The sequence below is a fragment of the Deinococcus aerophilus genome, assembly GCF_014647075.1.
GTDB lineage: Bacteria > Deinococcota > Deinococci > Deinococcales > Deinococcaceae > Deinococcus > Deinococcus aerophilus.
In genome coordinates, this window is the sequence record NZ_BMOM01000005.1 from 86,279 (window position 1) to 111,508 (window position 25,230).

The 25,230-nt window shown below is 69.6% G+C and carries 26 protein-coding genes and 1 tRNA gene; 16 read left to right on the forward strand and 11 right to left on the reverse strand.

The window, feature by feature from the left end:
* Window positions 1–5 precede the first annotated feature (5 nt).
* From IEY21_RS04845 to gatB, 3 genes are read right to left on the reverse strand one after another with little or no spacing between them, the layout of a single operon-like run.
* On the reverse strand, window positions 6–1,022 hold the full coding sequence (locus tag IEY21_RS04845) for a carbohydrate kinase family protein (protein ID WP_188901938.1): 1,017 nt from the start codon (window positions 1,020–1,022) through the stop codon (window positions 6–8).
* A 40-nt stretch (window positions 1,023–1,062) separates the two neighbouring features.
* The gene (locus tag IEY21_RS04850) at window positions 1,063–1,740 is read right to left on the reverse strand and encodes a hypothetical protein (RefSeq protein ID WP_229752890.1); all 678 of its coding nucleotides are present in this window, start codon (window positions 1,738–1,740) and stop codon (window positions 1,063–1,065) included.
* The gene (gatB, locus tag IEY21_RS04855) at window positions 1,737–3,170 is read right to left on the reverse strand and encodes an Asp-tRNA(Asn)/Glu-tRNA(Gln) amidotransferase subunit GatB (RefSeq protein ID WP_188901940.1); all 1,434 of its coding nucleotides are present in this window, start codon (window positions 3,168–3,170) and stop codon (window positions 1,737–1,739) included. The genes IEY21_RS04850 and gatB overlap by 4 nt, the downstream gene beginning before the upstream one ends.
* A 186-nt stretch (window positions 3,171–3,356) precedes the next feature.
* On the opposite strand from gatB, the gene IEY21_RS17010 reads away from it, so the two are divergent.
* The gene (locus IEY21_RS17010) at window positions 3,357–4,259 is read left to right on the forward strand and encodes a DMT family transporter (RefSeq protein WP_268237776.1); all 903 of its coding nucleotides are present in this window, start codon (window positions 3,357–3,359) and stop codon (window positions 4,257–4,259) included.
* Window positions 4,260–4,310: 51 nt separating this feature from the next.
* Here IEY21_RS17010 and IEY21_RS04865 read toward each other — a convergent pair whose 3' ends face one another.
* Window positions 4,311–5,297 (reverse strand): phosphotransferase enzyme family protein, encoded by a 987-nt coding sequence (locus IEY21_RS04865; protein WP_188901942.1) that lies wholly within the window; start codon window positions 5,295–5,297, stop codon window positions 4,311–4,313.
* Between the two features lie 111 nt (window positions 5,298–5,408).
* Complete coding sequence (gene soxR / locus IEY21_RS04870; RefSeq protein ID WP_188901944.1) at window positions 5,409–5,864, reverse strand: redox-sensitive transcriptional activator SoxR; 456 nt, start codon at window positions 5,862–5,864, stop codon at window positions 5,409–5,411.
* A gap of 155 nt (window positions 5,865–6,019) precedes the next feature.
* Between soxR and IEY21_RS04875 the strand changes: the two genes are divergently transcribed.
* Entirely contained in the window at window positions 6,020–6,709 is a 690-nt protein-coding gene (locus tag IEY21_RS04875) for a VOC family protein (protein ID WP_188901946.1), read from the forward strand.
* A complete protein-coding gene (locus tag IEY21_RS04880; RefSeq protein ID WP_188901948.1) occupies window positions 6,706–7,110 on the forward strand; it encodes a VOC family protein in 405 nt (134 codons plus the stop codon). The genes IEY21_RS04875 and IEY21_RS04880 overlap by 4 nt, the downstream gene beginning before the upstream one ends.
* An 11-nt stretch (window positions 7,111–7,121) precedes the next feature.
* On the opposite strand, the gene IEY21_RS04885 is transcribed toward IEY21_RS04880, so the two are convergent.
* A complete protein-coding gene (locus IEY21_RS04885; RefSeq protein WP_188901950.1) occupies window positions 7,122–7,304 on the reverse strand; it encodes a hypothetical protein in 183 nt (60 codons plus the stop codon).
* Between the two features lie 119 nt (window positions 7,305–7,423).
* Here IEY21_RS04885 and IEY21_RS04890 point away from each other — a divergent pair, with 119 nt between their 5' ends.
* From IEY21_RS04890 to IEY21_RS04905, 4 genes are all read left to right on the forward strand, one after another.
* Window positions 7,424–7,801, forward strand: coding sequence for a RidA family protein (locus IEY21_RS04890; RefSeq protein WP_188901952.1), 378 nt, complete (start codon window positions 7,424–7,426; stop codon window positions 7,799–7,801).
* 135 nt (window positions 7,802–7,936) lie between these two features.
* Window positions 7,937–8,770 carry a PSP1 domain-containing protein gene (locus tag IEY21_RS04895; protein WP_188901954.1) on the forward strand — a complete coding sequence of 278 codons (834 nt, stop codon included), beginning with the start codon at window positions 7,937–7,939 and terminating at the stop codon, window positions 8,768–8,770.
* An 83-nt stretch (window positions 8,771–8,853) separates the two neighbouring features.
* A complete protein-coding gene (locus tag IEY21_RS04900) occupies window positions 8,854–10,569 on the forward strand; it encodes a M3 family oligoendopeptidase (protein ID WP_188901956.1) in 1,716 nt (571 codons plus the stop codon).
* A gap of 224 nt (window positions 10,570–10,793) precedes the next feature.
* Window positions 10,794–11,807 (forward strand): GNAT family N-acetyltransferase, encoded by a 1,014-nt coding sequence (locus IEY21_RS04905; RefSeq protein WP_188901958.1) that lies wholly within the window; start codon window positions 10,794–10,796, stop codon window positions 11,805–11,807.
* Between the two features lie 51 nt (window positions 11,808–11,858).
* Here the strand turns inward: IEY21_RS04905 and IEY21_RS04910 are convergent, their stop codons facing one another.
* A complete protein-coding gene (locus IEY21_RS04910) occupies window positions 11,859–13,109 on the reverse strand; it encodes a cytochrome P450 (RefSeq protein WP_188901960.1) in 1,251 nt (416 codons plus the stop codon).
* Window positions 13,106–13,594, reverse strand: a complete 489-nt coding sequence (locus tag IEY21_RS04915; protein WP_188901962.1) for a MarR family winged helix-turn-helix transcriptional regulator — start codon at window positions 13,592–13,594, stop codon at window positions 13,106–13,108. Before IEY21_RS04915 ends, IEY21_RS04910 begins: the two co-directional genes overlap by 4 nt.
* Before the next feature lie 93 nt (window positions 13,595–13,687).
* Between IEY21_RS04915 and IEY21_RS04920 the strand changes: the two genes are divergently transcribed.
* Complete coding sequence (locus IEY21_RS04920) at window positions 13,688–15,196, forward strand: Ppx/GppA phosphatase family protein (protein WP_188901964.1); 1,509 nt, start codon at window positions 13,688–13,690, stop codon at window positions 15,194–15,196.
* 43 nt (window positions 15,197–15,239) lie between these two features.
* On the opposite strand, the gene ahbA is transcribed toward IEY21_RS04920, so the two are convergent.
* The gene (gene ahbA, locus IEY21_RS04925; RefSeq protein ID WP_188901966.1) at window positions 15,240–16,325 is read right to left on the reverse strand and encodes a siroheme decarboxylase subunit alpha; all 1,086 of its coding nucleotides are present in this window, start codon (window positions 16,323–16,325) and stop codon (window positions 15,240–15,242) included.
* Between the two features lie 104 nt (window positions 16,326–16,429).
* Here ahbA and IEY21_RS04930 point away from each other — a divergent pair, with 104 nt between their 5' ends.
* The 3 genes from IEY21_RS04930 (at window position 16,430) to sufU (ending at window position 18,445) form a co-directional block, all read left to right on the forward strand.
* Complete coding sequence (locus tag IEY21_RS04930; RefSeq protein WP_188901968.1) at window positions 16,430–16,732, forward strand: Lrp/AsnC family transcriptional regulator; 303 nt, start codon at window positions 16,430–16,432, stop codon at window positions 16,730–16,732.
* A gap of 80 nt (window positions 16,733–16,812) precedes the next feature.
* Window positions 16,813–17,991: a M20 family metallopeptidase gene (locus IEY21_RS04935; RefSeq protein ID WP_188901970.1), complete on the forward strand. Its 1,179-nt coding sequence runs from the start codon at window positions 16,813–16,815 to the stop codon at window positions 17,989–17,991.
* 1 nt (window position 17,992) lies between these two features.
* Window positions 17,993–18,445, forward strand: coding sequence for a Fe-S cluster assembly sulfur transfer protein SufU (gene sufU / locus IEY21_RS04940; protein ID WP_188901972.1), 453 nt, complete (start codon window positions 17,993–17,995; stop codon window positions 18,443–18,445).
* Here the strand turns inward: sufU and IEY21_RS04945 are convergent.
* Together IEY21_RS04945 and IEY21_RS04950 are read right to left on the reverse strand one after the other, a co-directional pair.
* Complete coding sequence (locus IEY21_RS04945; protein ID WP_188901974.1) at window positions 18,418–19,500, reverse strand: GGDEF domain-containing protein; 1,083 nt, start codon at window positions 19,498–19,500, stop codon at window positions 18,418–18,420. The genes sufU and IEY21_RS04945 overlap by 28 nt on opposite strands.
* A gap of 182 nt (window positions 19,501–19,682) precedes the next feature.
* Complete coding sequence (locus tag IEY21_RS04950) at window positions 19,683–20,792, reverse strand: LacI family DNA-binding transcriptional regulator (protein ID WP_188901976.1); 1,110 nt, start codon at window positions 20,790–20,792, stop codon at window positions 19,683–19,685.
* A gap of 82 nt (window positions 20,793–20,874) precedes the next feature.
* Between IEY21_RS04950 and IEY21_RS04955 the strand changes: the two genes are divergently transcribed.
* The 5 genes from IEY21_RS04955 (at window position 20,875) to IEY21_RS04975 (ending at window position 25,135) form a co-directional block, all read left to right on the forward strand.
* Entirely contained in the window at window positions 20,875–22,098 is a 1,224-nt protein-coding gene (locus tag IEY21_RS04955; protein WP_373290478.1) for an MFS transporter, read from the forward strand.
* A 240-nt stretch (window positions 22,099–22,338) separates the two neighbouring features.
* Complete coding sequence (locus IEY21_RS04960) at window positions 22,339–23,295, forward strand: ferritin-like domain-containing protein (RefSeq protein WP_188901978.1); 957 nt, start codon at window positions 22,339–22,341, stop codon at window positions 23,293–23,295.
* 213 nt (window positions 23,296–23,508) lie between these two features.
* Window positions 23,509–23,593 (forward strand) — tRNA-Leu (locus IEY21_RS04965).
* Between the two features lie 134 nt (window positions 23,594–23,727).
* Complete coding sequence (locus IEY21_RS04970) at window positions 23,728–24,411, forward strand: hypothetical protein (protein ID WP_188901980.1); 684 nt, start codon at window positions 23,728–23,730, stop codon at window positions 24,409–24,411.
* A gap of 70 nt (window positions 24,412–24,481) precedes the next feature.
* A complete protein-coding gene (locus IEY21_RS04975; protein WP_188901982.1) occupies window positions 24,482–25,135 on the forward strand; it encodes a MarC family protein in 654 nt (217 codons plus the stop codon).
* Window positions 25,136–25,230: the final 95 nt, after the last annotated feature.

Here is a 25,230-nt window from a genome sequence, read left to right on the forward strand (position 1 = left end):
ACGGGTCACGACCGGACCCCGGCAGACAGCGCACGCAGTGGGTGGCGTGCCAGCCGCCCGGCCAGCTCCGCATCGGCGGGCGGACGGGCCCCGAAGCGGGAGACCACCCAGCCGCCCACCTCCACCGCCAGATGTGCGGCCCGCACTGCGTCGCGGTGGGTCAGCCAGCCGGCCAGAAACGCGCCGCCAAAGGCGTCTCCGGCCCCGGTGGCGTCGGTCAGGGTGTCGCGGGTGGCGGCCACGTGGGTGCGCGGCTGCCCCGGCCCCTCGATCAGCACACCCTCGGCGTCCATCTTCAGCACCACCAGCGCGTGGGGGTAGCGCCCGCACAGCCACGTCAGGGCGTCTTGCGGGTCGGTGTTGCCGCTCATGGCGCGGGCCTCATCGTCGTTGGGAAAGATCACGTCAAAGGGCACATGGTCCACAATCTCCAGGAAATTCTCGCGCCCCATCTGCTGAATCATCTGAAAGCTGCCGGGGTCCAGGCTCAGGGTCGCGTTGCCCTCACCGGAGCGGGCGGACTTGGACAGCCGCGCCGCCGCCAGAGCCGCTACCCGGGGAGGGTCGCGGAACAGACTCCAGGCGGTCAGGTGCAGGTGCCCCGCCGCGCGCAGCACCGCCTGGGGCAGTTCCCCGGGCAGCAGTTCCCAGTCGGCTCCCTGCCCGGTGAGCATGGCCCGCTGGCCCCGGCGGTCAATCAGGGCCAGGATCACGCCGGTGGGGTGTTCGGCGCTCAGGATCAGCTCGGTCTGCACGCCCTCGGCCTGCAGCTCGGCGGTCGCCAGTTCCCCGAAACGGTCGGTGCCGATCTTGCCCACGAAGGTCGCGGGAAACCCGCAGCGGCGCGCCCACACCGCGAGGTTGGCCGCACTGCCGCCGCCCGAGAGTTCCAGGCGACCGGTCGTGTCGCCGCCGGCGAGCATCATGGTATCGGGCTTGGCGAGCACGTCCCAGTTCAGGTCGCCCAGCGACACCAGGGGCCTGGCCGGGGGTTCGGACACCGGGGGTCTGCGTTCAGTCATGGTCGGGGCGCAGCATAGCGCGGCGCGGAGGGTGGGGCGGTCAAGCGCCCCTGGCGGTCCCCCGTTCCCGCTCCCGGCCCCCGCCGCCCTGCGCCACCAGCACCCACAACGCGAGCACGGTGGCCACCACGTCCAGCGCTCCGCCCAGGCCATACACCAGCTGCGCCCCCAGCGTGGGGTCGCCGGAAAATCCGCGGATGGGCACCACGTTGAGCACCGCCATTCCCAGCGCCAGCGCGGCCGAGACGTTCAACCAGTCCATCAGGCGCTTGCGGGCCGCCGGGTTGCCCGGTTCGGGTGCCAGACGGACCAGCGATCCGTTGACGGCATTGCTCGCCCCGATGGCCGCGCCCCACACGGTCATCAGGGCAGTGACGGCGACCGGATTGGCCTCCGGGGCCATGCCCGTCAGCAGGCCCAGCAGGGTCAGGCCCCACAGGGCGGCGCGCAGCGAGGTCAGCCACGGAAAGGCCAGCGCCAGAGCGCGCAGGCTGCCGTGGTCCGGCGCGGTGGCCTGCGCCGCACTCAGGCGCGTGAAGACCTGGGTCCACCACGCCAGCACCAGCGCCGCGAGCAGGAAATCCACGGCGTTGAACCAGCCCTGGGCATCAAAACTGCTCTGCCACAGCACAAAGGCCACGCTGCCCAGCAGCACCACCACCTCGGCCCACAGAAATCCCAGCGCCAGCGGCCGCAGGCGGGTCAGCGGCAGCTTCACAACCCCAGCTTGTGCGTCAGGCGCTGGCGCACGACCTCGGGCTGGGCCTGGCCGCCCATCGCCCGCATCACCGGGCCGAACAGCGCGTTCATGGCCTTGGCGTTGCCGGCGCGTACCTTGTCCACGGTGGCGGGGTCGGCCTGCATCGCGGCGTCAATGGCCGCGTCAATGGCGGCCGTGTCGGTCACCACGCTCAGGCCCCGCTGCTCGACCAGACTGACCGGGTCCTGCCCCGCCATCACCTCGGGCAACAGGTCCTTGGCGATCTTGCCGCTGATGGTCCCGGCGTCGATCAGGCGCACCAGGGTCGCGAGATGGGCGGGCTGCAGTGCGGTCCCGGCGATGTTCTGCTCGGCGGCGGCCAGTGCGCCCGCCACGTCGGTGAGCAGCCAGTTGGCAAGTTTCTGGGCGTCCGGAGCGGGGGCGCTGGCCAGGGCTTCATCGTAGAAACGCGACAGCGGCACGTTCAGGCTCAGGGTGGTGGCGTCGTTCTCGCGCACGCCCGCCGCGAGGTAACGCTCGCGCTTCTGTGCAGGCAGCTCGGGCATGCGGGCACGCACCCGCGCGATCCACTCGGGCGTGATGTCCAGCGGGGGCAGGTCCGGCTCGGGGAAATAGCGGTAGTCGGCCTCACCCTCCTTGGTCCGCATCAGAAAGGTCTTCTGACCGCCCTCGTCCCAGCCCAGCGTGTCCTGCGTGATGCGCCCGCCTGTGCCCAGCACCCGCGTCTGCCGGGCGGTCTCGTACTCGATGGCGCGCGCGACGCTGCGAAACGAGTTGAGGTTCTTGACCTCCACTTTGGTGCCCCACGGCTCGCCCGGTCTGTGCAGACTGAGGTTCACGTCGCAGCGCATCTTGCCCTCCTCGGGAGTGGCGTCCGACACCCCGAGGGCCTGCGCGATGGCCTGCACCGTTTCCAGAAAGGCGCGGGCCTGCTCGGCTCCGGTGATGTCGGCCTCGGTGACCATCTCGATCAGCGGACTTCCCGCCCGGTTGAGGTCCAGCAGGCTGTGGGGCGCGTACTGCGGATGCAGCAGCTTGCCTGCGTCGTCTTCCAGGTGCGCGCGCTTGATGCGCACGCGCTGCCCGGCGATGTCCAGGTACCCGTCGCGCGCAATCGGGCGGTCGTACTGCGAGAGCTGAAAGTTCTTGGGCGCGTCGGGGTAAAAGTAATTCTTCCGGTGAAACTGCGTGAAGCCCGACACGTCGCAGTTCAGACCCAGACCGAACATGATGCCCAGTTCCACGGCCTCGCGGTTGAGGGTCGGCAGCGTGCCGGGCAACCCCAGGGTCAGCGGATCGGTGAAGGTGTTGGGGTCCGCGCCGTGGTAGTCGGCGGGGCAGTCGCTGAAAATCTTGCTGCGCGTCCGCAGTTGCAGGTGAACCTCGAGACCGATCACCACCGCGTAAGCCTGGGCCACTTGAGACATGGGGGCCAGGATAGCGCCGGCGAATGGGCCCGACTGTCCCCGTCCGGAAGACGGCCACCTCTCGGTACTCAACCGGGCCGGGGCGGCCCTGGCGTGGTCGCGGGACCGGGCGGGATGGAGCGGCTGGGCGGCTGAGGGCCGAACGGGGGTGTCGTCAGGAGGGCCGGCGGTGCTCTAGGCTGGGCTGTGCGCCTTTTCCCCGCCGTGGCTCCCCTGCTGTTCGTGTTGCTGTGGAGCACCGGCTTCATCGGCACCAAGGGTGCGGCGCTGAATGCCGATCCCTTTGCGTTTCTCAGCGTGCGCTTCGTGCTTGCCGCCGCCCTGATGGCGGCCCTCACGCTGGCCCTGCGCGCTCCGTGGCCGCGCGGACGGGCGCAGTGGACCCAGGCGGTCTTCAGCGGCCTGCTGATTCACGCGGGGTACCTGGGGGCCGTGACCTACGGCATCTCGCAGCAGCTTCCGGCGGGAGTGATGGCCGTGATCGTGGGATTGCAACCGCTGCTCACCGGCCTGCTGTCCGGGCCGCTGCTCAACGAGACGGTGGACCGCCGGCAGTGGGCGGGCCTGGGCCTGGGCTTCGTGGGGGTGGTGCTGGTGGTGGTGGGACGCACGCCGGGAGCGGGCGTCTACACGGTCCCGGCCCTGCTCGCCGCCCTGCTGGCATTGCTGTGTACCACCCTGGGCACGCTGTACCAGCGCCGGGCGGGAGCAGACGTGCCGCTGCTGGGCGGCACGACGGGCCAGTACGCGGCCAGCGCGGTGGTGATGCTGCTACTCACCGCGTGGCACGGCGGCGCGTACATCCACTGGAACGCGGAATTCATCGTGTCGCTGGCGTGGCTGACCCTGGCGCTGTCGGTGGGGGCCGTGCTGCTGCTGCTCACGTTGATTCGCCGCATGCCCGCCGCGCGGGTGGGCAGCCTGTTCTATCTGGTGCCGCCGCTGACCGTGCTGGAGGCCTACGTTCTGTACGGTGAACGTCTGAGTTCCGTGGGCCTGCTGGGGCTGGTGGGGTGTGTGGGGGGCGTGCTGCTCGCCAGCAACCTGCCGCCCGTACGCGGGGCCTTCACGCGGCGGCGGCCTGGCTGAGGGGCGGGAGAACCGAGCAGCACAGCACGAGGGCCCGAACCCGCCGCGGGTTTACAGCCCGGCCCAGTCTATGGCGCAGATGGGTTCCCCCTGACCCACCCTCCGGGCGTAGCGTTCAAACATCACCCGGTCACCGTCCCGCTCCCAGCGCTCACGCGGCGTGCCCACGCCCCAGGCCTCGGAGAGCGCGCCCAACAGCACCACGTCACGCAGGCACAGCAGGGCAGCCAGATCCTCACGCCAGTTCGGGGGCAGCGCACAGATCTCCTGGTAGGCGGGCACAAACAGCTGCAGAAACCGCTGGCCGAACGCCGCCGCTTCCTGGCCGGGTGGGGTCAGCTGGGCCACGCCGTGCAGGCTCACGGCAAGGTCGTTCAGGAAAAAATGCTGCTCGCAGTCGTCGAAGTCAAAGACGTGCAGCGTCTGGCCGTCCCAGTGCAGGTTGTTGCCATGCAGATCCGAATGAATCAGGCCGTAGTTCTCCGGGGTCCGCGGCCAGGCCTTTATCCGCTCGATCAGGGCCTGTCCCCGCCGGCGCTGTTCGTCCAGACCGGGGGGCAAGCGCCGCAGGTCCAGCACCGACCCGGTATGCCAGTGCCGCCGGCGGGGCAACGCTGGGTCCGGCGTGTACCGGCGGGCCAGCACGTGCATCCGGCCCATCAGCCGTCCCCACGCGCCGACCACCTCGGGCGTCAGGTGGGAGGCCCGCAGCGGATGTCCGGGCAGCCGGGCCACCGCGAACGCCAGCCAGGTCCCCCCTGCCGGATCGCTGCGCTCCTCGACCCAGTGCCCGGTTTCTGACAGCAGGGGGCGGGCCACCGGGACACCCTGACCGTCCAGGTAACGGGTGAAATGCACCTCCGCAGCCACCATGCCCTTCTCCCGCCGCAGGGTGTGGGTGAGTTTTAATACCCGCTCAGGGGTGGCGAATACAGCGCTTTCAAAGCCGCCCAGCGCCTGCGCGTCTGCCATCCCAAAACGCGCCAGCAACGGCGGCGCGACCTCCTCAACCGGTTTGCTTGCAAGAGCGGGCAACATGCCGCCAACGTATCCAACACCCTGTCCGGGAACATGGGCCAAGTGGCCTAGGCCCGCCCTGCCCCCCGTTCCTCGGCGTCTCGTGGGCAGCGTGCGAAACGGTGGACCGGATCACTCCCGAACTTCCATGAGGGCATTTCCGCCCGGATGCCGCGCGCCGTACCCGTCGCCCGGATTGAACAGCGCACACCGTTCCAGCGACAGGCACCCGCAGCGGATACAGCTGCCCAGATCATCTCGCAGGCGGGTCAGCGTGGCGATGCGGTCATCGAGTTCCGCGCGCCAGCCTTCCGAGAGGCGGGCCCAGTCGGCTGCCGTCGGGGTGCGGCCCGACGGCAGGGTATCCAGCGCTGCCCGGACCGCAGCCAGCGGCACCCCCACCCGCACGGCCGCGCGAATGAAGGCCAGGCGACGCGCCGTGTCACGCGGGTAACGGCGCTGGTTGCCCGCAGTACGGACGCTGAAAATCAGGCCCTCGCGCTCGTAGAAATGCAGCGCGGACACCTTCAGGCCGCTGCGCTCGGCGAGCTGGGAGGGGGTCCAGTACGGGGCAGGTTCCGGGGTCATGGGCGGGGCTTGACCTCAACCGAACTTGAGGTTCTATGCTCCACGGTAACACGCCTGGAGGAAGCCCATGCCCGAGTGCCCCGACCGTCTCTGTTGCCCCCCATACCCCTGTCCCGCCGCGTGAACGCCGCGCGCTCTCCCCCGGAGGAACCCGAATGCACTTTGAGACCCTAACCCTGTGGTGCGCGGATCTGCACGCCCAACACGCGTTTTATACCCAGACGCTCGGCCTGACCACCGTGCAGAGAATGCCAGGCCACGTCACTTTCCAGGCGGGGCGAACCCGGCTGACCTTTCGCCACGCCGGGGAGGTGCAGGGCTTCTATCACCTGGCCTTCGACATTCCACGCAACCAGATGGACAGCGCCGAGGCGTGGCTGCGGGTGCGGACACCGGTGCTGCATGATCCTCAGGGGAAGGCCCGCTTTCCACGCAGCGGAAGGTGGACCAGCGAGAGCGTGTATTTCGAGGACCCTGCCGGAAACATTCTGGAATTCGTGGCGCGGCACGACTTTCCCAGCGACCGCGCGGCCGCGTTCAGTTCCACCGGCCTCCTGCATGTCAGCGAGCTGGGGGTGGTGGTGCCCGACGTGCCCGCGACCGTTCGCGATCTGGGCCAGCGCTTTGGACTCCTGCCGTTCAACGACTGCAGCGATACGTTCTGTGCCGTGGGAGATCACCACGGCCTGCTGATCGTGGTCCGGGAAGGTCGGGGATGGGTTCCGGCCAGACGACCCGCCACGCCCGCACCGTTCGAGCTGACCTTCTCGGAAGCGGACAGCCGTCAGGTCCTGCGCCACTCTGACCTGCCGGTCCACGCGGGAGCCGGAAAGGTTCACGCATGACCCGGCCCCTCAGTGCCGCAACCCACCTGCGCCTGGCCCGCCCGAGCCTGGATCTGGAGGCCGCGCGGCGGTTTTATGTGGACGGCCTGGGCCTGGATCTGCTGCACCACAGCACCGATGACGCCTTCGCCGCCCTGCTGATGATGGGCCTGCCGGGAGCGGCGTGGCATCTGGAACTGACCCGGCCCCACCTGCATCCGGTGGCCCCCACACCCACTCCGGAAGATCTGCTGGTGCTGTACCTGGGGACCGTCCCCACGCCCGAATTGGTGGCCCGGCTGGAGGAACACGGCGGACGGCGTGTGGAGGCGGCCAATCCGTACTGGGACCGCTGGGGCGTCACCCTCGAGGACCCGGACGGCTACCGGCTGGTGTTGTGTCAGCGCGACTGGAGCCACTGAAGCCGGTGTGGTCAGCCCTCCGAGTTCTCGGTGGTGTCCTGCGCGTCGGGGTCGTGGGGAGGGTCGCCGTCTTCGGTCAGCGAACCGAGCAACACACTGGCAAAGCTGCGCTTCTCCGGTTGCGCGTCGTCAGAGACCGTCGGATCGTCGTCATGAATGCCCACCAGCGGTGAGGTGTCCTTGCGGTCGTCCATGCCCCAGCATGCTGCGCCCCACGCGCGGCAGGATATGAACCGGGTAAAGCGGACCTTGAGCCGGGAAGGTGGCCGGGTCTGTTTCTCCGGGGTTGCCGGGCAGCCGTTATGCTTGTCCCATGAAAGAGATTGTCCAGACCCCCGACGCCCCCACCGCCATCGGTCCCTACAGCCAGGCGGTCATCTTCGGCAATCTGGTGGTCACCAGCGGACAGATTCCGCTGACGGCCAGCGGCGAACTGGTCGGGGGCGGCATCACCGAGCAGACCGAGCAGGTGCTCCACAACCTCCAGGCGGTGCTGCAGGCGGCGGGCACCGACCTGGACCGGGTGGTCAAGACCACCGTCTTCCTGGCCGACATGAACGAATTTGCGGCCATGAATGCCGTGTACGAGCGCTTCTTCCCGGCGCCCTCCCCCGCCCGCAGCACCGTGCAGGTGGCGAGGCTGCCCCGCGACGTGCGGGTGGAGATCGAGGTGCTCGCCGAGCGGCACTGACCTTCCCTGGCCACAAGGTGTGCTCCGGCGCGGAGCAAAGGCGCAGAGCAAACCGGTGGCCTTTTCCTGTTCCCTCAATCGCCTTTGTGCCTCAGCCCCCGACGCCGCGCCCCCACACATGACATTCTGCAGCGCATGGTCGTCCTTCCGGTTCGTTTCGAGCGCAGCCCGCGCCTTCACCCGATGCTGAGCGAGGAAGTCCACGCGGTGGGCACGCGGGTGGTTGTGCAGGGCAAGCGTGGGCCGGAGGTCGCCACCGTGCGCGGCGAGGCGGGCGAGGCCAAGCAGAACGAGCGCTACGGCGCGGTGCTGCGCCGGGCCACGCCCGAGGATCTGGAGCGCTGGGAAGAGTTGCACCGCACCGGCGAGGACCTCAAGTGGCTGCTGCGGGCGCGGGCGCGGGAACGCGGCCTGCCGGTCAAGCTGGTGGCCGTGGAGTTCACGCTGGACGAGAGCCTCGTGACGGTCAGCTACAGCGCCGACGAACGCATCGAGCTGACCGGCCTGATCGGTGAGGTCCGCGAACACACCCGCGCCCGCGTGAACTTTGCGGCCATCGGACCGCGTGAGCAGGCGCAGATGATCGGTGCGCTGGGCGCGTGTGGCCGCGAGAACTGCTCCAGCACGCACCTGCAGGACTTTGCCCCGGTCAGCATCCGCATGGCCCGTGACCAGCAGCTGCCCCTGAATCCGGAGAAGCTCTCGGGACCGTGCGGGCGCCTGCTGTGCTGCCTGCAGTTTGAACACACCCAGTACCAGGACCTGCTGCGTGATCTGCCGCGCAAGAACGCCAAGGTCTGCCACACCGGCAGCGGCGCGTGCGGCAAGGTCACCAAGCTGCACCCGCTGGCCGGCACGGTGGACGTGTACACCGATCAGGGCATGCTGCTGGGCGTGCCGGCCTCGGAACTGCGCCGCGCCTCCGAGACAGAGGCCAGAAGCGCCGACCATCGCAGCGCCGACGCCTGACCTTTACCCCCCTCCGGACCCCGGTCCAGTAAGCCGTTTCCACTACCGCCGCCGGCCCCGGCACGAACGCTAGACTCGCCGCCATGACTGCACAACTTGAACGGGTGGAGCGCAAGCTGGACGTGCCGCGGCAGGCCGTGGACTGGGAGCACTACGCGCCGCGTTACCAGCACCTTCTGGACACCCCGCTGACGGCGGCGGACGTGCCGGCGTGGCTGGCCGTGTGGAGCGCTGTGGACGCCGAGCTGGGCGAGACGGCGAACAAGCTCTCGACCTTCGCCGACCTGCACACCGATGACGGAGCCGCGCAGCAGCGGTACCAGACCTTTGTGGCGACCGTGATGCCGCCCGCCGCACGGACCGGGCAGGCGCTGACCGAGAAGTTGCTGGCGGTGCCGGACTACACGCCCGCCCCCGACTTTGCCCTGAACTATCGCCGGTTCCGCGACGCCGCCGCACTGTTCCGCGAGGCCAATGTGGAGCTGGGCGTGGTCCACGAGCAGCAGAAAAACCGCCACTCGGTGATCACCGGCAACCAGAAGGTCCGCCTGAACGGCGAGGAGCTGACCATTCCCCAGGCCAAGCAGCGCCTGGACAGCCCCGACCGCGCAGAGCGGGAAGCCGCGTGGCACGCGCTGAGCGCGAGCAACATGGCCGTGGCCTCCGAACTTGACGCGGTGATGCTTGACCTGATTGCCACCCGCCGCCAGCTGGCCCGCAACGCCGACGAGGCCGACTACCGCGCCCTCCGCTGGAAGCAGCTGGACCGGGTGGACTACACGCCCGCCGACTGCCGCGCCTTTCACGGGGCCGTAACGGCGGAGGTGGTCCCGCTGGCCTCACAGCTGGTGCAGGACACCGCCCGGGAACTGGGACTGGACCGCATGCGTCCGTGGGACTACAACCGCGGCCACCTGCCCGACCCCCAGGGCCGTGAGGCGCTGAAGCCCTTTACCACCGGCGAGCAACTGGAGGAACTGGCCCTGAAGGCTTTTGCAGGCGTGGACGCGGGACTGGCCGAACGGTTCAGCCAGATGCGCAGGGGCGGCCTGCTGGACCTGGAATCGCGCCCGGGCAAGATGTCGCACGCCTACTGCCAGTACTTTCCGGTGCGCAACGAACCCTTTGTGCTGATGAACGTGGTCGGCACGGCGGATGATCTGCGGGTGCTGTTCCACGAGGTCGGGCACGCCTTCCACGGCTTTTACAGCGGCGAGGCCCAGCCGCTGGTGTGGAACCGCTGGAGCCCCATCGAATTCGTCGAGATTCCCAGTATGGGCATGGAATTCCTGACCCTCGACCACCTCAGCCACGTGTTCGACGACGAGGCGCTCGCGCGCTACCGGTACAACCAGCTGCGGGGCGTGATCTTCTTCCTGCCGTGGGCCGCCCAGATGGACGCCTTTCAGCACTGGCTGTACGCCGAGGCCCCCGAGGACGTGCAGATTGCCGATCTGGACACCAAGTGGCTGGAACTCGACCGGACCTTCCATCCGTTTGTCGACTGGACCGGGCTGGACGAGACGCAACGGGCCCGGGGCTGGCAGTACTACCACATCTTCCAGGTGCCCTTTTACTACATCGAATACGCTATGTGCTACCTCGCGGCGGTCGGCATCTGGCGGGAGGCCCGCAATGACGCGGCGGGCGCTCTGGAACGCTACCGCGACGCCCTGCGCCTGGGCAATACCGTCAGCGTGCCCGAGCTGTACCGCGCCGCCGGGGTGGAATTCCGCTTCGACCGCGGGTACATCCAGGGCCTGATGACCTTCCTGAAAGAGCAGCTCGCCGGGGCGTAACTGGCCGGCGCCCCCGTCCTTTCTGACCCTCTCCCCGGAGAGGGTTTTTTCTGGCCTGGAGAACTGCAGGCGGCCACCGCACCGGACCCGCCCGAACCCCACCGCGTGTGACCGGCGTACACCGAAGCGAACACACGCACGCCGCTCCGCCACCCGGGCAGCGCAGTCCGCCGATCGGCCATTCGGCCCATGCACTCCTGAGCCCCGCCCCGCACACTGGGAACATGACTGTGTCCGAGAGAACCGTTGCCGTATTGCCCTTTGATCCGGTCCACGCTCCGCCCGAACAGCGGCGGGCGGTGGGACAGCTGCGCGCCGACAGCGCCGCCCATGACTGTCCCGAGGACCCGCTCCATAACCCGGACCAGGCGGCTCTGGAGCTGACCCTGCTGTTGCCCGACGAACGCGCCGAGTACTTCGTGGTGTGGGAGGGAGAGCGGGCCGTGGGGCTGGGCGGCCTGTCCTACGACCTGCAGCAGAACACCCACCTCGCGCAGGTCCGGCTGGTCGTCCATCCCCAGTTTCGCCGCCGGGGCCTGGGCCGCGCCCTGACCCGCGCGCTGGAGGCTGCGGCGCGGCGCCTGGAACGGCCCACCCTGACGTTTGCCACCACCAGCCTGAACCCGGCCGGCGAGGCGTATGCCCGCGTGCTGGGGGCCCAGGCCGCGCTCACCCTGCGCCAGACCCGGCTGGACCTCGCCGGAATTCCGCAGGAGCTGCGGCGCGCGTGGCAGGCGCGGCCCGAGAACGATCCGTACCGCCTGCACGCCTGGGACGGCCCGGTTCCCGAGGGATTTCTGGAGCGCATGGCCGACGTGATGATGGTGATGAACACGGCCCCCAGAGGGGACCTCGACATGAACGACTGGCGCATCACGCCCGAGATGATCCGCGCGTGGGAGGCCAACCTGAACGGAAGCGGCGAGGTGCGGCATCTCCTGGTGCTGGAAGACACCCGCAGCGGCGAGCTGATGGGCTACAGCGAGGTGTTCTGGAGCCCCGAGCGCGCCTCCATCGTTCACCAGGGAGCCACCGCCGTGCGCCCACAGGCCCGCGGCCAGGGCCTGGGCAAGTGGCTCAAGGCCGCCATGCTCGACCGGGTGGAGGCGGACTGCCCCGGCGCCCGGGAAATCCGCACCGGCAACGCCGAACAGAACGCCGCCATGCGCGGCATCAACGCGGCGCTGGGCTTCGCGCCGTTCATCACCATCACCGAGTGGCAGTTGCGGTTGCAGTAGTCGCCCTGGTCGCCCGGCCGGTGTTCGGCATGCGCCCGGTCCTGCGGGCCTTCACGCCCGCGGGGGGCCCAGCCGCACCCGGAACCCCCGGAGTTCATACCCCTTGACCGTCTCGTTGGTGCCGAGGGTGGGGGGCGTGAGCACCTGCAGGTCGTTCCAGATCAGCAGGCGGCGCAGAAACATGTCGCTTTCCTGAATCGCCAGGAACGCGCCGGGGCAGCGGTGGTGGCCGTCACCGAAGGCCAGCGCCTGCGCCTGTACGCCACGCGGCAGGGGCCGGGCCGGGCACAGCGCGTTGGGGGCCGCGCCCACCACGGCGGGGTCGGCGTTCGCGTCGGTGAGGTGCAGGGCGAGCACGCTGCCCGCCGGAATGTCCTGCCCGCCCAGCGTCAGGGCCACGTCGGTGCGGCGGTACAGGGTGCGGACCACCGGCTCCAGCCGCAGGATCTCGTGCAGGATGGCGTGGCGCTCGGCCTCGGTGCCGTGGACATAATCGGCGCGCAGCGCGGGGTGCGACAGCAGCTGCCACGCGGCGGCGCTGATGAACTCGCGGGTGGTCACCATGCCCGCCGTAGCGTAGGTCAGGCATTCGGTGACGATCTCGGTATCGCTGTAGCCGCGGTCGAGCAGGTGGCTGATCAGGTCGTCGCGGCGCTGTCTGCGGCGGGCAGCGATGGCGGGCCTGACGTCCAGCAGGTAAAAGGCAGCCACGTTGGTCTGCATGCGGGTCTGGCGGCCACGGCCCATGCGCTGCGCCGCGCCGGGCTGGCTGTCCAGGCCGTGTTCCACGAAGCTCATCACCCGCCGCTCCAGCCCCGGCACCACGCTGCTCGTCAGGCCCACCACCTGCGCAGCCACCTCCACGGCCAGCACCAGGCTCAGGTCGTCGAGGCTGGCCTCGCCGCGCCGCATCAATTGCCCGATCAATCGGTCGGCCAGCGCGGAGATCATGGGCCGGTAGCCCGCCACCGCCGCCGGCGTGAAGTACCGCGCGGTCTGGCGGCGCATGTCGTGATGTTGCTCGCCCTCGGCAAACAGCACCGGCGGGTTGGTCAGGCCCGGCCCGTGCTCGCCGGCCGATTCGGACATGAAGCCCGCCTGGGCCACCCCACCCAGGCGCAGCACCTCGCGGGCCGCGGCGAAGTGATGAACGTGGTACAGCCCGTCCCCGCCGGGGGTCACAGCCGGCAGCGCGGTCACGTCACGCGCCGGGTGGGTCAGTGGGGCGCCGAAGCCAAGCGGGCAGCCGGCAGCGGCGGAGCCGGAAAGGTGGGCCGGGTCGGGTCGGGGAGGCTGGGTCATGGGGAACGCTCCTGGCGCGCAGCGTGCGCGACGGTCTGAAGGGACTGGGTCAGCTGGGAAGCGCTCGCCGGGGACAGGCCGGCCAGGGACGGACCCGTCACCGCGCGGACGGTCTGCAGCGCCGCCGCCCAGCGGTCGCGGCCCGCCGGGGTGATGCGAACGGTGACGCCACGGGCATCGGTTCCGCCGCGCTCGCGCGTGACCGCTCCCAGTCCGTCGAGCGCCGCGAGCGTCCGACTGACCTCATAGCGCGCAATGCCGAGATGACGCGCCAGCTCTGCCGGCTGCTGCGGTCCCGTCTGCAGGTAGGACAGCGCGATGAAGCCGCGCAGATCCAGGGCGTGCCTCGCCTCCAGTTGCGCCGCTCCGGCAGCCACGAGGGCCTGCCAGGTGTCCCACAGGGCCGTCAGAAACTGCACCTCGGGAGAGTGCAGGTCTGGTGTGGGCGCCTGCGCCATGCCCATGGACCCTTCGTTCAGACTCATAACGGCATGATGGCGCTTTGGCTCAGTCATTGCAAATTGCAATCACTTTATTCGGGCTCATGTTCTCCGCCATGTCCCTGTTAGCCTGCCCGCATGAGGATCGCCGTTGCGGACGTGGGGACCAACTCCAGCCACCTGCTGATCGCCGAGGCGCTGCCCGGAAAGCGGGGCGGCTACCACGTCCTCGACACCCTCAAAGACCGCACGCGGCTGGGCGAGTGTCTGGACGCGGCGGGGGCCCTGACGCCCGAGGGCGAGGACCGGCTCGCCTCGGCGCTGACGGCGTTTCAGGAACTGGCGCGCTCGGCGGGCGTCGCCGAGGTGCAGGTGTATGCCACCAGCGCGCTGCGCGAGGCCTCCAACGGCGCGCAGGTTGCGGCGCGGATGCTCGCGCGCACCGGCATCTACCCCGCAGTGATCAGTGGGGAGCGAGAGGGCGAGCTGACGTACCACGGCGCGGCCCACAGCGTGGAACTGGGCGAGGACAACGTGCTGCTGGACCTGGGCGGCGGCAGCCTGGAAGTGGTGCGCGGCGACCGGCACGGCCCGCGCGACATCCTCAGCCTGCCGCTGGGCAGCATCCGCATGACCCGGGCGCACCTACCGTCGGCGTCGCCGGGCCGGCGCGAACTCGCTGCGCTGCGTGGGGCCGTGAGGGACGCGCTGGCCCCCCACGCCGGGCGCTTTGCGGTGGGGCCGCAGACCCGGGTGATTCTCTCCAGCGGCACCGCCGAGGCGGCGGCCAGGGCGCTGAGCGCCGGGGGCGCCGAGGTGGGCAGCGTGAACGGCGTGGGTTTCACGCTGCCCGACCTGGGCGAATTGCTGGAACGGGTGCGGTCCCTGCGGCCCGCCGCCCGCGCCCGACTTCCGGGGCTGGAGCGCCGCGCCGATACCATCGTGGGGGGGCTGGCCGTGCTGCACACGGCGCTGGAACTGCTGGGGGCCCAGGCGGTGACAGTCAGCGAGGGCGCGCTGCGCGAGGGTATGCTGATCGAGGAACTCACGCGCCTGCAGGCGTATGTCGGCGGCCTCAGTGCCCGGCAGCGCAGCGTGTTCACCGTGGCCGAACGCTTCGGGGCCAACCTCGCGCATGCGCGGCAGGTCGTGGCCCTGTCGTGCGGACTGCTCGACGCCCTAAGCGCCGCCGGCGAGGACTTTCCCGGAGAGGCCCGCAGCCTGCTGACCACCGCCGCCACCCTGCACGAGGTCGGCCAGATCGTGTCGCAGAGCGCGCACCACAAGCACAGCGCCTACCTGATCCGTCACGCGGGCCTGCGCGGTTTCGGCCCGCGCGAGATCGAGCTGATCGCCGTTGTGGCCCGCTACCACCGCAAGAGCGTGCCCCGGCCCTCGCACCCCGAGTTCATGGCGCTGCCGGCCACCGACCGCCGCCTCGCCTCGCGGCTGGCAGGTGTGCTGCGGGTCGCCGACGGGCTGGACCGCTCGCACGCGGGCAACACCCGGCTGTCCGGGTTGACGCGCCGCGGCGAAGAGTGGCGGCTGCAGCTCACCGGCGCGACCCCGCTGGATCTGGCCGGCGCCCGCGACAAGGCCGACCTGTGGACCAGGGAATTCGGGCCGCTGGTCCTCAGGGAGGGGTAAGCGCCCCTCCGGCACCTACCCTCCCCTGTTTCCCGGCCCCGGTTCAGGACGTGACGGTGTTCTGCGTCCCCAGGTGCTGTTGTTCCCACTCGTAGAACTCGGGTTTGTAGAACTCCAGCCGGATCTTCTTGTATTCCTTGGTGGAGTACAGAATGGCGTGGTCCACCCCGTTCGCCACTTCCTGCTCGATGGCGCTGATCTTGCCGAACGCCTCTTCCTTGCTGCGTCCGTGGACCATCGTGAAGATGGTGTAGGGCCACTCGGGGTAGGTAGGGCGCAGGTAACAGTGAGACACGGCCTTGAACTCGGCCATCTGACGGCCCACCTCAGCCACGTTCTCCTGCGCAATGGCCCACACGCCCATCGCGTTGAAGGTAAAGCCCGCCTTCTGGTGGCGGAACACGGCCGAGACGCGCCTCAGGGCTCCGGCGGCCTTCATCTTCGCGGCGTGGGCGGCGACCTCGTCAATGCTCAGGCCCAGTGCGGCGCAGGCGTCCGCATAGGGCTCCTCGGTCACGGGCAGATCCTTCTGGAACTCCACCACAAAGGCCTTGTCCAGCTCGGTCACCGCGTAACCGATGTTGCGCTGCTCGGAGGTGTACTGGGGCTTGGCCTTGGCGTTCCAGTCCTCCTTGCCGGTCATGTCGAACTCCACGCCGATCTTGAACAGGTGCAGCGTGGGCATCAGGCGGGTCAGGCGCGCGCCGCTCAGCTCGTGCAGCTTCTGGACATGCGCTTCCAGGTCGCTCTCGGGCGGCACGGCAATCGTGTACCACAGGTTGAAGTCGTGGTTGCGCTTGTAGTTGTGGCTCACGCCGGGATGCCCGTTCACGATCTCGGCGCCCGCGTCCAGCTGGTCCTCGTCGTGGACGGCTGCGACCAGACTGCTCTGGTAGCCCAGCGTGCGGGTGTCGAAGATGGCGCTGACCTGACGCAGCACGCCCTCGGCCTTCACCTCGCGCAGGATGTCCAGGGCCTCGTGCTCGCTCAGCCCCACCTCCTCGGCGATGACGCGGTAGGGACGCTGCACGATGGGAATGTCTTTCTGGATGCGGTTGAGCAGCTGTTCACGCGCCGTGACGGACGGAGCGGCGGGCGCAGCCTCAGGGGCAGGAGGGGTGACGGTCATGTTCCTACCATAGGCGTCTTGCGGGCGGCGAACGTCCCCGAACGAGCGGTCAGGTGGGGGAGCGGGCCGTGACAAGTCACAATGTCCCGTATGGAGAACCCCCAATGGTAACGGCCATCGTGATGGTGCAGGCGGACCGCTCGCGCGTGCAGGAAACTGCCGAGGCCCTGGCCGGCATTCCCAGCGTGCGCGAGGTGTACAGCGTCACCGGCGAGTGGGACATCGTGGCGATCCTCAAGCTCGCCGAATACGACCAGCTCGACAACGTGGTCACCGGGCACCTGCGCAAGGTCGAGGGCATCCTGCGCACCCAGACCATGCTCGCCTTCCGCACCTACAACGAGGCACTGCTCGACCAGGGCTTCGGCGTGGGCCTGGACGAGGGGCGCAGCGACGGCCCCGGCTGAGCGCCCGGTGCCATGTCCCGCATCACTGAATGCCCCCCGTCCGTGCTGACGGACGCGGCGGCCCCGCGCTAGGCTGAGGCATGACGGCAATTCAGGAGAGGATGGAGACGCTGCGGGACCAGCTGGTGGCGTGGCGGCGGCACCTGCACATGAATCCGGAGGTGGGCTTTCACGAGCACGAGACGTCCGCCTACATCGAGGCCGAACTCAGGAAAATGCCGGGCCTGAGCGTCACGCGCCCCACCGAGACCAGCGTGCTCGCCGTCCTGAAAGGCGGCCAGCCGGGACGCACCCTGCTGCTGCGCGCCGATATTGACGCGCTGCCCATCACCGAGGAGAACACCTTCGAGTTCGCCTCGAAAAATCCGGGCGTGATGCACGCCTGCGGGCACGACGGCCACACCGCCATTTTGCTGGGTGTGGCCAAACTGCTCTCCGACCATCCGGGCGACGTGCCCGGCGAGGTCCGCATGATCTTCCAGCACGCCGAGGAGATCGGGCCCGGCGGCGCAGAGGAACTGGTCATGCAGACCGGCCTGATGGACGGAGTGGACCTCGTGACCGGGCTGCACCTGAACAGCCAGCTCCCCGCCGGCATGGTGGCGGTCAAGCCGGGGCCGTTCATGGCCGCGCCCGACATGCTTGAACTCACCATCCAGGGCCGGGGCGGGCACGGCGCACACCCGGAAGAGGCCATTGATCCCATCGCGGTGGGCGCACAGGTGGTTACCAACCTGCAGCACATCGTCAGCCGGGGGGTCGCCGCCCTGGACCCGCTGGTGATCAGCATCACGTCGTTCCACAGCGGCACGACCCACAACGTGATTCCCGACCGTGCCGAGATGATGGGCACGGTGCGGACCTTCGACGCCGGGCTGCGCCAGCGTGCGCCGCAGCTGATCGAGCGCGTGGTCAAGGGCGTGTGCGACGCCCACGGCGCGACCTACGAGCTGAAGTACGAATTCGGCTACCGCGCCCTGATCAACACCGATTGGGTGGCGCAGCAGCTCAAGGACATCGCGCTGGAAACCGTGGGTCCCGAACACTTCCGCGACGCCAGCCCCACCATGGGCGGCGAGGACTTCAGCGCGTACCTGCAAAAGGCTCCCGGAGCGTACTTCAACGTCGGCTCGGGCAGCGACGAGCACGACAGCCGCTGGCCGCACCACCACCCGCGCTTCACCATCGACGAGGCCAGCCTGGAAACCGGCGTGCGCATGCTGCACGCCGCCGCGCTGCGCCTGAGCCTGCCGGAATAACGTGCTGCCCGAGGCGCTGGCCCGGCAGATCATCGAGGACCACCGGCGGCGACCCCGTCACACCGGGGAGTTGCCGGGAGTGCCGGGGATGTCCCGCGAGAACCCCGGTTGCGGCGACACCGTGACCGTCTGGGCCGAGGTGCGCGGAGGGCATCTGGCCGCCCTGCACTTTAGCGGACGCGGCTGTGCCATCAGTCAGTCGGCGGCGAGCCTGATGACCGTGGCCCTGCACGGCCAGCCGCTGGAGCGGGCACGTGAGGTGGCCGCCGCCTACCGCCGCACGATCCTGGGCGAGGCCGAGCCCGACCCGGCCCTGGGTGACCTGCTCGCCCTGGCCGGGGTCAGCCGGCTGCACGCCCGGCGCAGGTGTGCGCTGCTCGCCTGGGACGCTCTGGAGGACGCGCTGAATCAGACTTCTTCTCAGCCTCAGGAGCCGGACGCCGAGCGTTCCTGATCGGCGCCACGCCGCCGCGCCGGCTGTGGCGCGGACCGCGCCGGTTCCGAGACCCACACCCGGTTGCGCCCCTGCTGCTTGGCCGTGTACAGCGCGTCATCGGCGCGGGACATCCCGGCGGACATGCCCTCTCCGGCCCCGATCAGGCCGATGCCCACGCTGATGGTCACGGCCTGTTCGGGCGGGTCGGTCTGAGCGGCCACTGCCCGGCGCAGGTGTTCGGCCCGCTGCAGCGCCTCCTGTGGCCGGACGCCCGGCAGCATCACCAAGAACTCCTCGCCGCCCCAGCGCCCCAACAACTCGGCGTCGCGCAGGGACCGCCGCAGGGTCGCGGCCACCCGGCGCAGCACCTCGTCCCCGGCGCTGTGTCCCAGGCGGTCGTTGACGGCCTTGAAGTGATCGATGTCGAGCAGCAGCAGCGCTCCTCCCCGGTCATGCTTCTGGTCCAGCAACGGATACAGGGCGTGGCGGTTGTTCAGGCCGGTCAGGGCGTCGGTGTTGGCCAAGCGCTCGGTCATCAGCAGGGCCTGACGTTCCAGCACGAAATGTTCGCGGTACCACGCCAGACTCCACAGGGTCGCCAGGACCATGCCGCACAGCAGCTGAATCTGTGCCAGACGCGCTGCCTGGAAAAAGTCCACATTGTTCAGGGCCATCACGGCCCACGGCAGCGCCACCCCCAGCAGGTAAAACCCGGCCGTGACGGCGATGGCCCGACGGTAATTGAGCATCAGGAACGAGACGATGGAGACGATGACTAGCAGCCAGTACAGGTCCTCGAGCGAGGTGAGCAGGGCCGGGCCCCCCTGCAGCGGCGTCACCACCGCCCGCGCCACGATCACTGCGCCGCACACGGCCAGCGCCACCGCGTAAACGGTTTCGATGGGCCGGCGGGTGTACAGCCAGAACAGGTTCCATGACGACATGGCAAAGAAGACCGGGTTGGAGTACAGCGTCACCACGTCCGGGTAGGCCCGCTGCAGGTTGAGCACCCAGACCACCACCTGAACGATCATCCCCCCGCCGGCAATGCCCAGGTAAATGCGGCGGCGCATCTCCTCCCAGCGGGCCTGACGGGCGATCCGGCCCTCAGTCAGGGTTGAGGCAGGGGGTACAGCACGCTCGGCTCGGCTCATGTGATTCCTGAATTTTGCCTGAAGATCACAGGAAATACCGGCAAGACTTCACACCGTCCCCCGTCCACGCCGGGACGGACCTGCAGGGGGCCGTTCCGGCTTCACGGCGAGTCGGTGGGCGAAGGGCTGGCCGGGGCAGGAGCCGTGGTGCCGCGCACGACCAGGCGGGTGGGCAGGGTCAGTTCCCGGGCGGGGCGGCCGGCGAGCAGGTCCAGCAGGGCCTCCCCCACCTGACGCCCCTTGTCGGCGGTGGGCTGCCACACGGTCGTCAGGTTCAGGGCGGCGCTGCTGGGCAGATCGTCGTAACCGATGACGCTCAGGCGCTGCGGCACGGGCCAGTCCAGTTCCTGGGCCGCCCGCAGGGCTCCCTGGGCGAGAACGTCACTCATGCACAGCACCGCCGTGACCTGCGGCTGGGCCCGCAGCAGTTCCAGCGTGCGCGCCCGGCCCTCGGCGGGGGTGTTCCGCGCGGCCTCGGTGGGGTACAACCGCGCGCCGTCCACGGCCCGCACCTCGTCACGGTAGGCCCGCAGGCGTTCGGCGGTCGGCCGGTGGACCACCGCCGCCTCGCGCTCGGCGCTGACCGGCCCGCTGAGGCGCTGCGGTCCCAGTTCCAGGCACAGCGCGCCGATGTGCCGGTGCCCGAGGTCCAGCAGATGCCGCGCCGCCTGACGCGCGCCGGTGGCGTCGTCGATTCCGATGCCCACCGCGTCGTGGGACCCCGGGTGCTGATCGACGAGTACGGTGGGCAGGCCGCGGCCCAGCACGGCGCGCAGCAGGGCGCTGTCGGCGGCGCAGTACACGATGAAGCCGTCCACGCTCGCGCTGACCACCGGGGCCAGCGGGTCGGCGCGCGGATCGTCGGCGCCCGCGAGCAACAGCAGGTTCAGCCCCGAGTCCTGAATGGCGTGCGCCACACTGCCCAGGAACAGGGCGGCGGCGGGATCGGCAAAGGCGTACTCCAGCGGCGCGTCGTACACCACGCCGATCACGCCGCTGCGTCCGCGCCGCAGGCTGCGCGCCAGCGGATCGGGGCCGCTGTAACCCAGCGCACGGGCGGTGTCCAGAATCTTCTCACGCAGCTCCGCCGACAGCTGGTCCGGACGGTTGTAGGCGTTGCTCACCGTGGCGACACTCACGCCCAGTTCGCGCGCCACCTCGCGCAACGTGATGCGCCCGGAAGGCGAGCGGACCGGCTTGGCAGGCGTCATGTCCGGATGCTAGCGTAAAGTTCCGCGCTCTGAATCGTTTCAGAGATTTCGGCTCGCCGCCCTGTTCCCAGAGTCCAAAGGAGTGCCCGTGTCCGCCGTTCCCGCTGTCCCCCGCCGCGCCGAGATCGCCCGCACCGCCGTCAGCATGATGTTCCTGATCAACGGCGCGCTGTTCGCCACCTGGGCGGTCAACATCCCGGGCGTGCGCGACGCCCTGGGCCTCAGCGAGGCGCAGATCGGGGGAGCGCTGCTCGCCATCGGGCTGGGTGCGCTGGTGACCATGCCGCTCACCGGCGGCTGGACCGCGCGCTACGGCAGCGACCGGGTCACGTGGGTGTCGGCGGTGGCCTGCATGCTGTCGCTGGCGCTGCCCTTTGTGGCACCGGACTTCTGGGGACTGGTGCTGGCCCTGACCGTTCTGGGAGGAGCCAACGGCGCCATGGACGTTGCCATGAACGCCCAGGGCGTGACGGTGGAACGCCGCCTGGGACGGCCGGTGCTCAGCCGCCTGCACGCCTATTTCAGTCTGGGCGGGGTGCTGGGCGCGGGACTGGGCACGCTGCTGGTGGGCCGCGTGCCCATGCTGTGGCACGCACTGCTCGTCGTGGCGGTCACCACCGTGGCCGCCGCGCTGCTGGGCCGGCTGCTGCTGCCCGACCCGCCCGCCGAGAACGAAACCGGTTCAGGGGCAGAGCTCCCCTCCCACTCCCGGCCACGCCGCATCTTCGTCACGCCCGCCGTGCTGCTGCTGGGCACGCTGTGCTTTCTGGGCATGCTGTCTGAGGGAGCCAACTACGACTGGGCGGCGCTGTACTTCCGGGACGTGCTGGGGCAGGCGGGCGGACGGGCGGGGATGGGCTACACCGCCTTCGTGGTGACCATGACGCTGGGACGCTGGTTCGGCGACCGCCTGCGGACGCGGCTGGGCGACGAGACCATCGTGCGCGTCGGGGCGGCGGTCACGGCGCTGGGACTGGGACTGGCGTTGCTCACCCGTGACCCGCTGGTGGCCGCGCTGGGCTTTGCCCTTTCGGGCCTGGGCCTGAGCAACGTCGTGCCGGTGATGTACGGCACGGCGGGACACGCCCTGGCCGGACGCGGCATCGCGCAGGTCGCCACCCTGGGCTACGGGGGTTTTCTGCTGGGACCGCCGGTAATCGGCTTCGTGGCCCAGCACGCTGGCCTGCGTCCGGCGCTGGGAGTGGCGCTGGCCGCAGCGCTGCTGATCGCTGCCCTGGGCGGTGGGGCCTTTGCCCTGGTGCGCCGCCGGACCACGGCCACGGCGGTCCACCATCCCGGTGTCTGAGCCGCCCGGCGCGGTCCATCTGGCACGCAGCGCTGTTGCCGCCGGCCATACGGTGCCGCTTTAAACAATCTTTAGTCCCACTTCACGTTGATCCAAGTGGGAACGGGCCGCTTATAGCTGGGCAGAAGGGCAAAGTCGCCCCGCCCACCGCACTGCCTCAGGCCTGCGCCTGAGGCGGGTGGACGGTTCCTGCCTTCTGTGGCCCCGAATCTTTCGCCCCTCATCCCTGGAGGACACACCATGAGCAACCCCACCAACGAGAAGATCCTGAACCGCCGCAAATTCCTGGGGGCCGCCGGCGCAGTCGGCGCAGGCACCCTGCTGGCGGGCTGTGCTCCCGGCGTGATGGGCGGCGCGATGGCGGCCGGCGGCGTGGCCAAGCCCAACCTCGACGCCACCATCTTCAACTTTGCCCTGAACCTGGAGTATTTGGAAGCCGCCTTCTACCTGGCCGCCGTGGGCCGCCTGCAGGAGCTGGACGCCGTGGGCGGCAACAGCAGCAAGGTCATCCTGCCCGCCGGCTTCAGCGGCAGGAACGGCGCGGGCATCAAGTTCGAGTCGGCGGACGTGGCAGCCTATGCCAACGAGATCGCCTCGGACGAGCTGGCCCACGTGCGCGTGATCCGCAAGGTGCTGGGCGCGGCGGCCGTGCCCCAGCCCACGCTGGACCTGGGTCCGGCCTTTGCGGCGGCCGGCAACGCGGCCTCGGGCGGGGCCATCACCGGCTTTAACCCCTTTGCCAACGACCTGTTCTTCCTGCACGGCGCGTTCATCTTCGAGGACGTGGGCGTCAGCGCCTACAAGGGCGCGGCCCGGTTGCTCACCGACACCTCGGCGGGCGGCAACCTGGAAAACGCGGCCGGTATTCTGGCCGTCGAGGCGTATCACGCCGGCCAGATCCGCACCCTGCTCTACCAGCAGCGCAACACCCAGGTTACCCCTGCCCTGAAGGTCAGCGACGTGGTTGCGGCCATCAGCAACCTGCGCGACAGCGTGGACGGTGCCAGCGACGTCGATCAGGGCATCCTGGACGCGGCGGGCGGCGCGAATGTCGTTCTGGCCGACGCCAATTCCATCGCCTACAGCCGCACCCCCCGTCAGGTGGGCAACATCGTGTTCCTGGGCGTGAACGCCACCAAGGGCGGCTTCTACCCCGAGGGCCTGAGCGGCGACTTCAGCGCCATCCTGGCCCTGTAGGTTTCTGAGGGGTACGGTCCTGTTCGCCGCCGGGTTCCAGAGGCGGCTTCAGGACCAGAAGCGCCCTGGTCCCCGGTGGGCCGGGGCGCTTGTATGTTCCCCGGGGGCCTTCCCTATTGACAGGCTGCGAAGTCGCCGCTAAAGTAATCGAGCCTTCTGAGACGCGCCCCATGCGGAGCGCCGCTACCAGCAGAAGGTGCAACACACAAGGATGCCGAGGTGGCGGAATTGGTAGACGCACTAGTTTCAGGGACTAGCGCCGCGAGGTGTGTGGGTTCAAATCCCATCCTCGGCACCACACAGAAGCACAAGACAGAAAAGCCCCCGCAGCAATGCCGAGGCTTTTCTGCTGTTCTTTAGTCTGTTGTTTTTTAGGAACGCCTGCCCCCTCCCGGCATCCGTCCCCCCACCCCCGCGCTACCCTGAACGGCCATGACCGCCTCCTCTCCCCCCCCGCAGGAATTCCCGACCTACCGCACGGCGGAGTTTCTGCCGTCCTTCCTGCTGGGCTGGGGCCTGGGTGCGCTGCTGACCTTCGTGGTGCGCGCGCTGGCCGACGCTCTGCTGACCACCCCCTGCGAGGGCCGCACGGTGCTGGCCCTGATCGTGCCGCTGCTGCTGGGGCCGGGCGGGCTGGCTTTCACGGCGGCCAACTGGCGGCGGGCCCGCCGGGCGGCGCTGGGGCTGGGGCTGGTGGTGGCCTCGCTGCTGCCCGCGCTGTATGTGGGCGCACGCGACATCGGCGACCTGCGCCGCGAGGGCTGCGCGGGCGGGTACATCGTGCTGGCTCCGGCGGGCGGCGACTCGGTATCCAGCGTGGGGCTGGCGGTGGGCACCTCGCGTGAATTCACCGGACGTATCGGCGGCTTTACCCCACAGGACTACCCCGGCGAATTCCAGTTGCGCGGACAGGGCAGCGCGCCCGGCGTGGTCGTGACCCTGCCGAAAACAACGGTCCGGGCCGGGGAGGTCTTTCCGCTCACCATCACCGTGCAGCCCGGTGCCGGCGTGAACACCTACACCGCCGCCGTGCAGGCCACGACCACCCAGGGAGACCGCAGCGTGAGCGCCGACGGCACGCTGGAGGTCAATGTGCGGCCCGCCGAGGTGAAGTAGCCTACACCCCGCCCGTCAGCTCCCTGCGCCTGCCTCTGCCCCGTGGCGCACAGGTGCTACGGTAAGCCGCGTGAACGTGACCGAGGTCTCCAGCATCGCGCTGCAAACTTTTCTGACCATGCTGGTGGTCATGGACCCCATCGGCCTCGCGCCCATCTTCATCGGGCTGGCCGGCAACCGGCCCAGTTTCGAGCGGCGCAAGGTGGCCCTCAAGGCCGCGCTGGTGGCCGGGGGCATCATCCTGGTGTTCGGGCTGGTGGGCCGGGCGCTGCTCGAACACCTGGGCATCAGCCTCAGCGCCTTCCGGGTCGCGGGCGGCATCCTGCTGTTTCTCATCGCGCTGGACATGGTATTTGCGCGGCCCAGCGGCAGCAAGGAAACCCCCGAGGAGGAGCAGGAGGCCCATGAACGCCAAGACATCAGCGTGTTTCCGCTGGCGATTCCGCTGATCGCCGGTCCCGGCACGCTGGCGTCCATCATGATCCAGGCCAACACCGCGCACGGCAGTCCGCTGCTGCTGACGGTGGTTTTTCTGGTCACGGGCTTCGTGCTGCTGCTGTGCTACCTCGCCCTGCGGCTGAGCGGCCAGATTGCCCGCGTGATCGGCGTGACCGGCGTGCATGTGGTCACGCGGGTGCTGGGGGTGCTGCTGGGCGCCCTGGCGGTGCAGTACGTGGCCGACGGCGTACTGGAACTGTTCCGGGGTGGAATGCGTACAGGCTGAGGAAAAATGCGGACGCGGCTTACCCTGCCTACACCAGTACAGTGACGCCCCTCCCGGCTGCCCATAAGCGTCCAGGCACAACATTTCGCTGACCC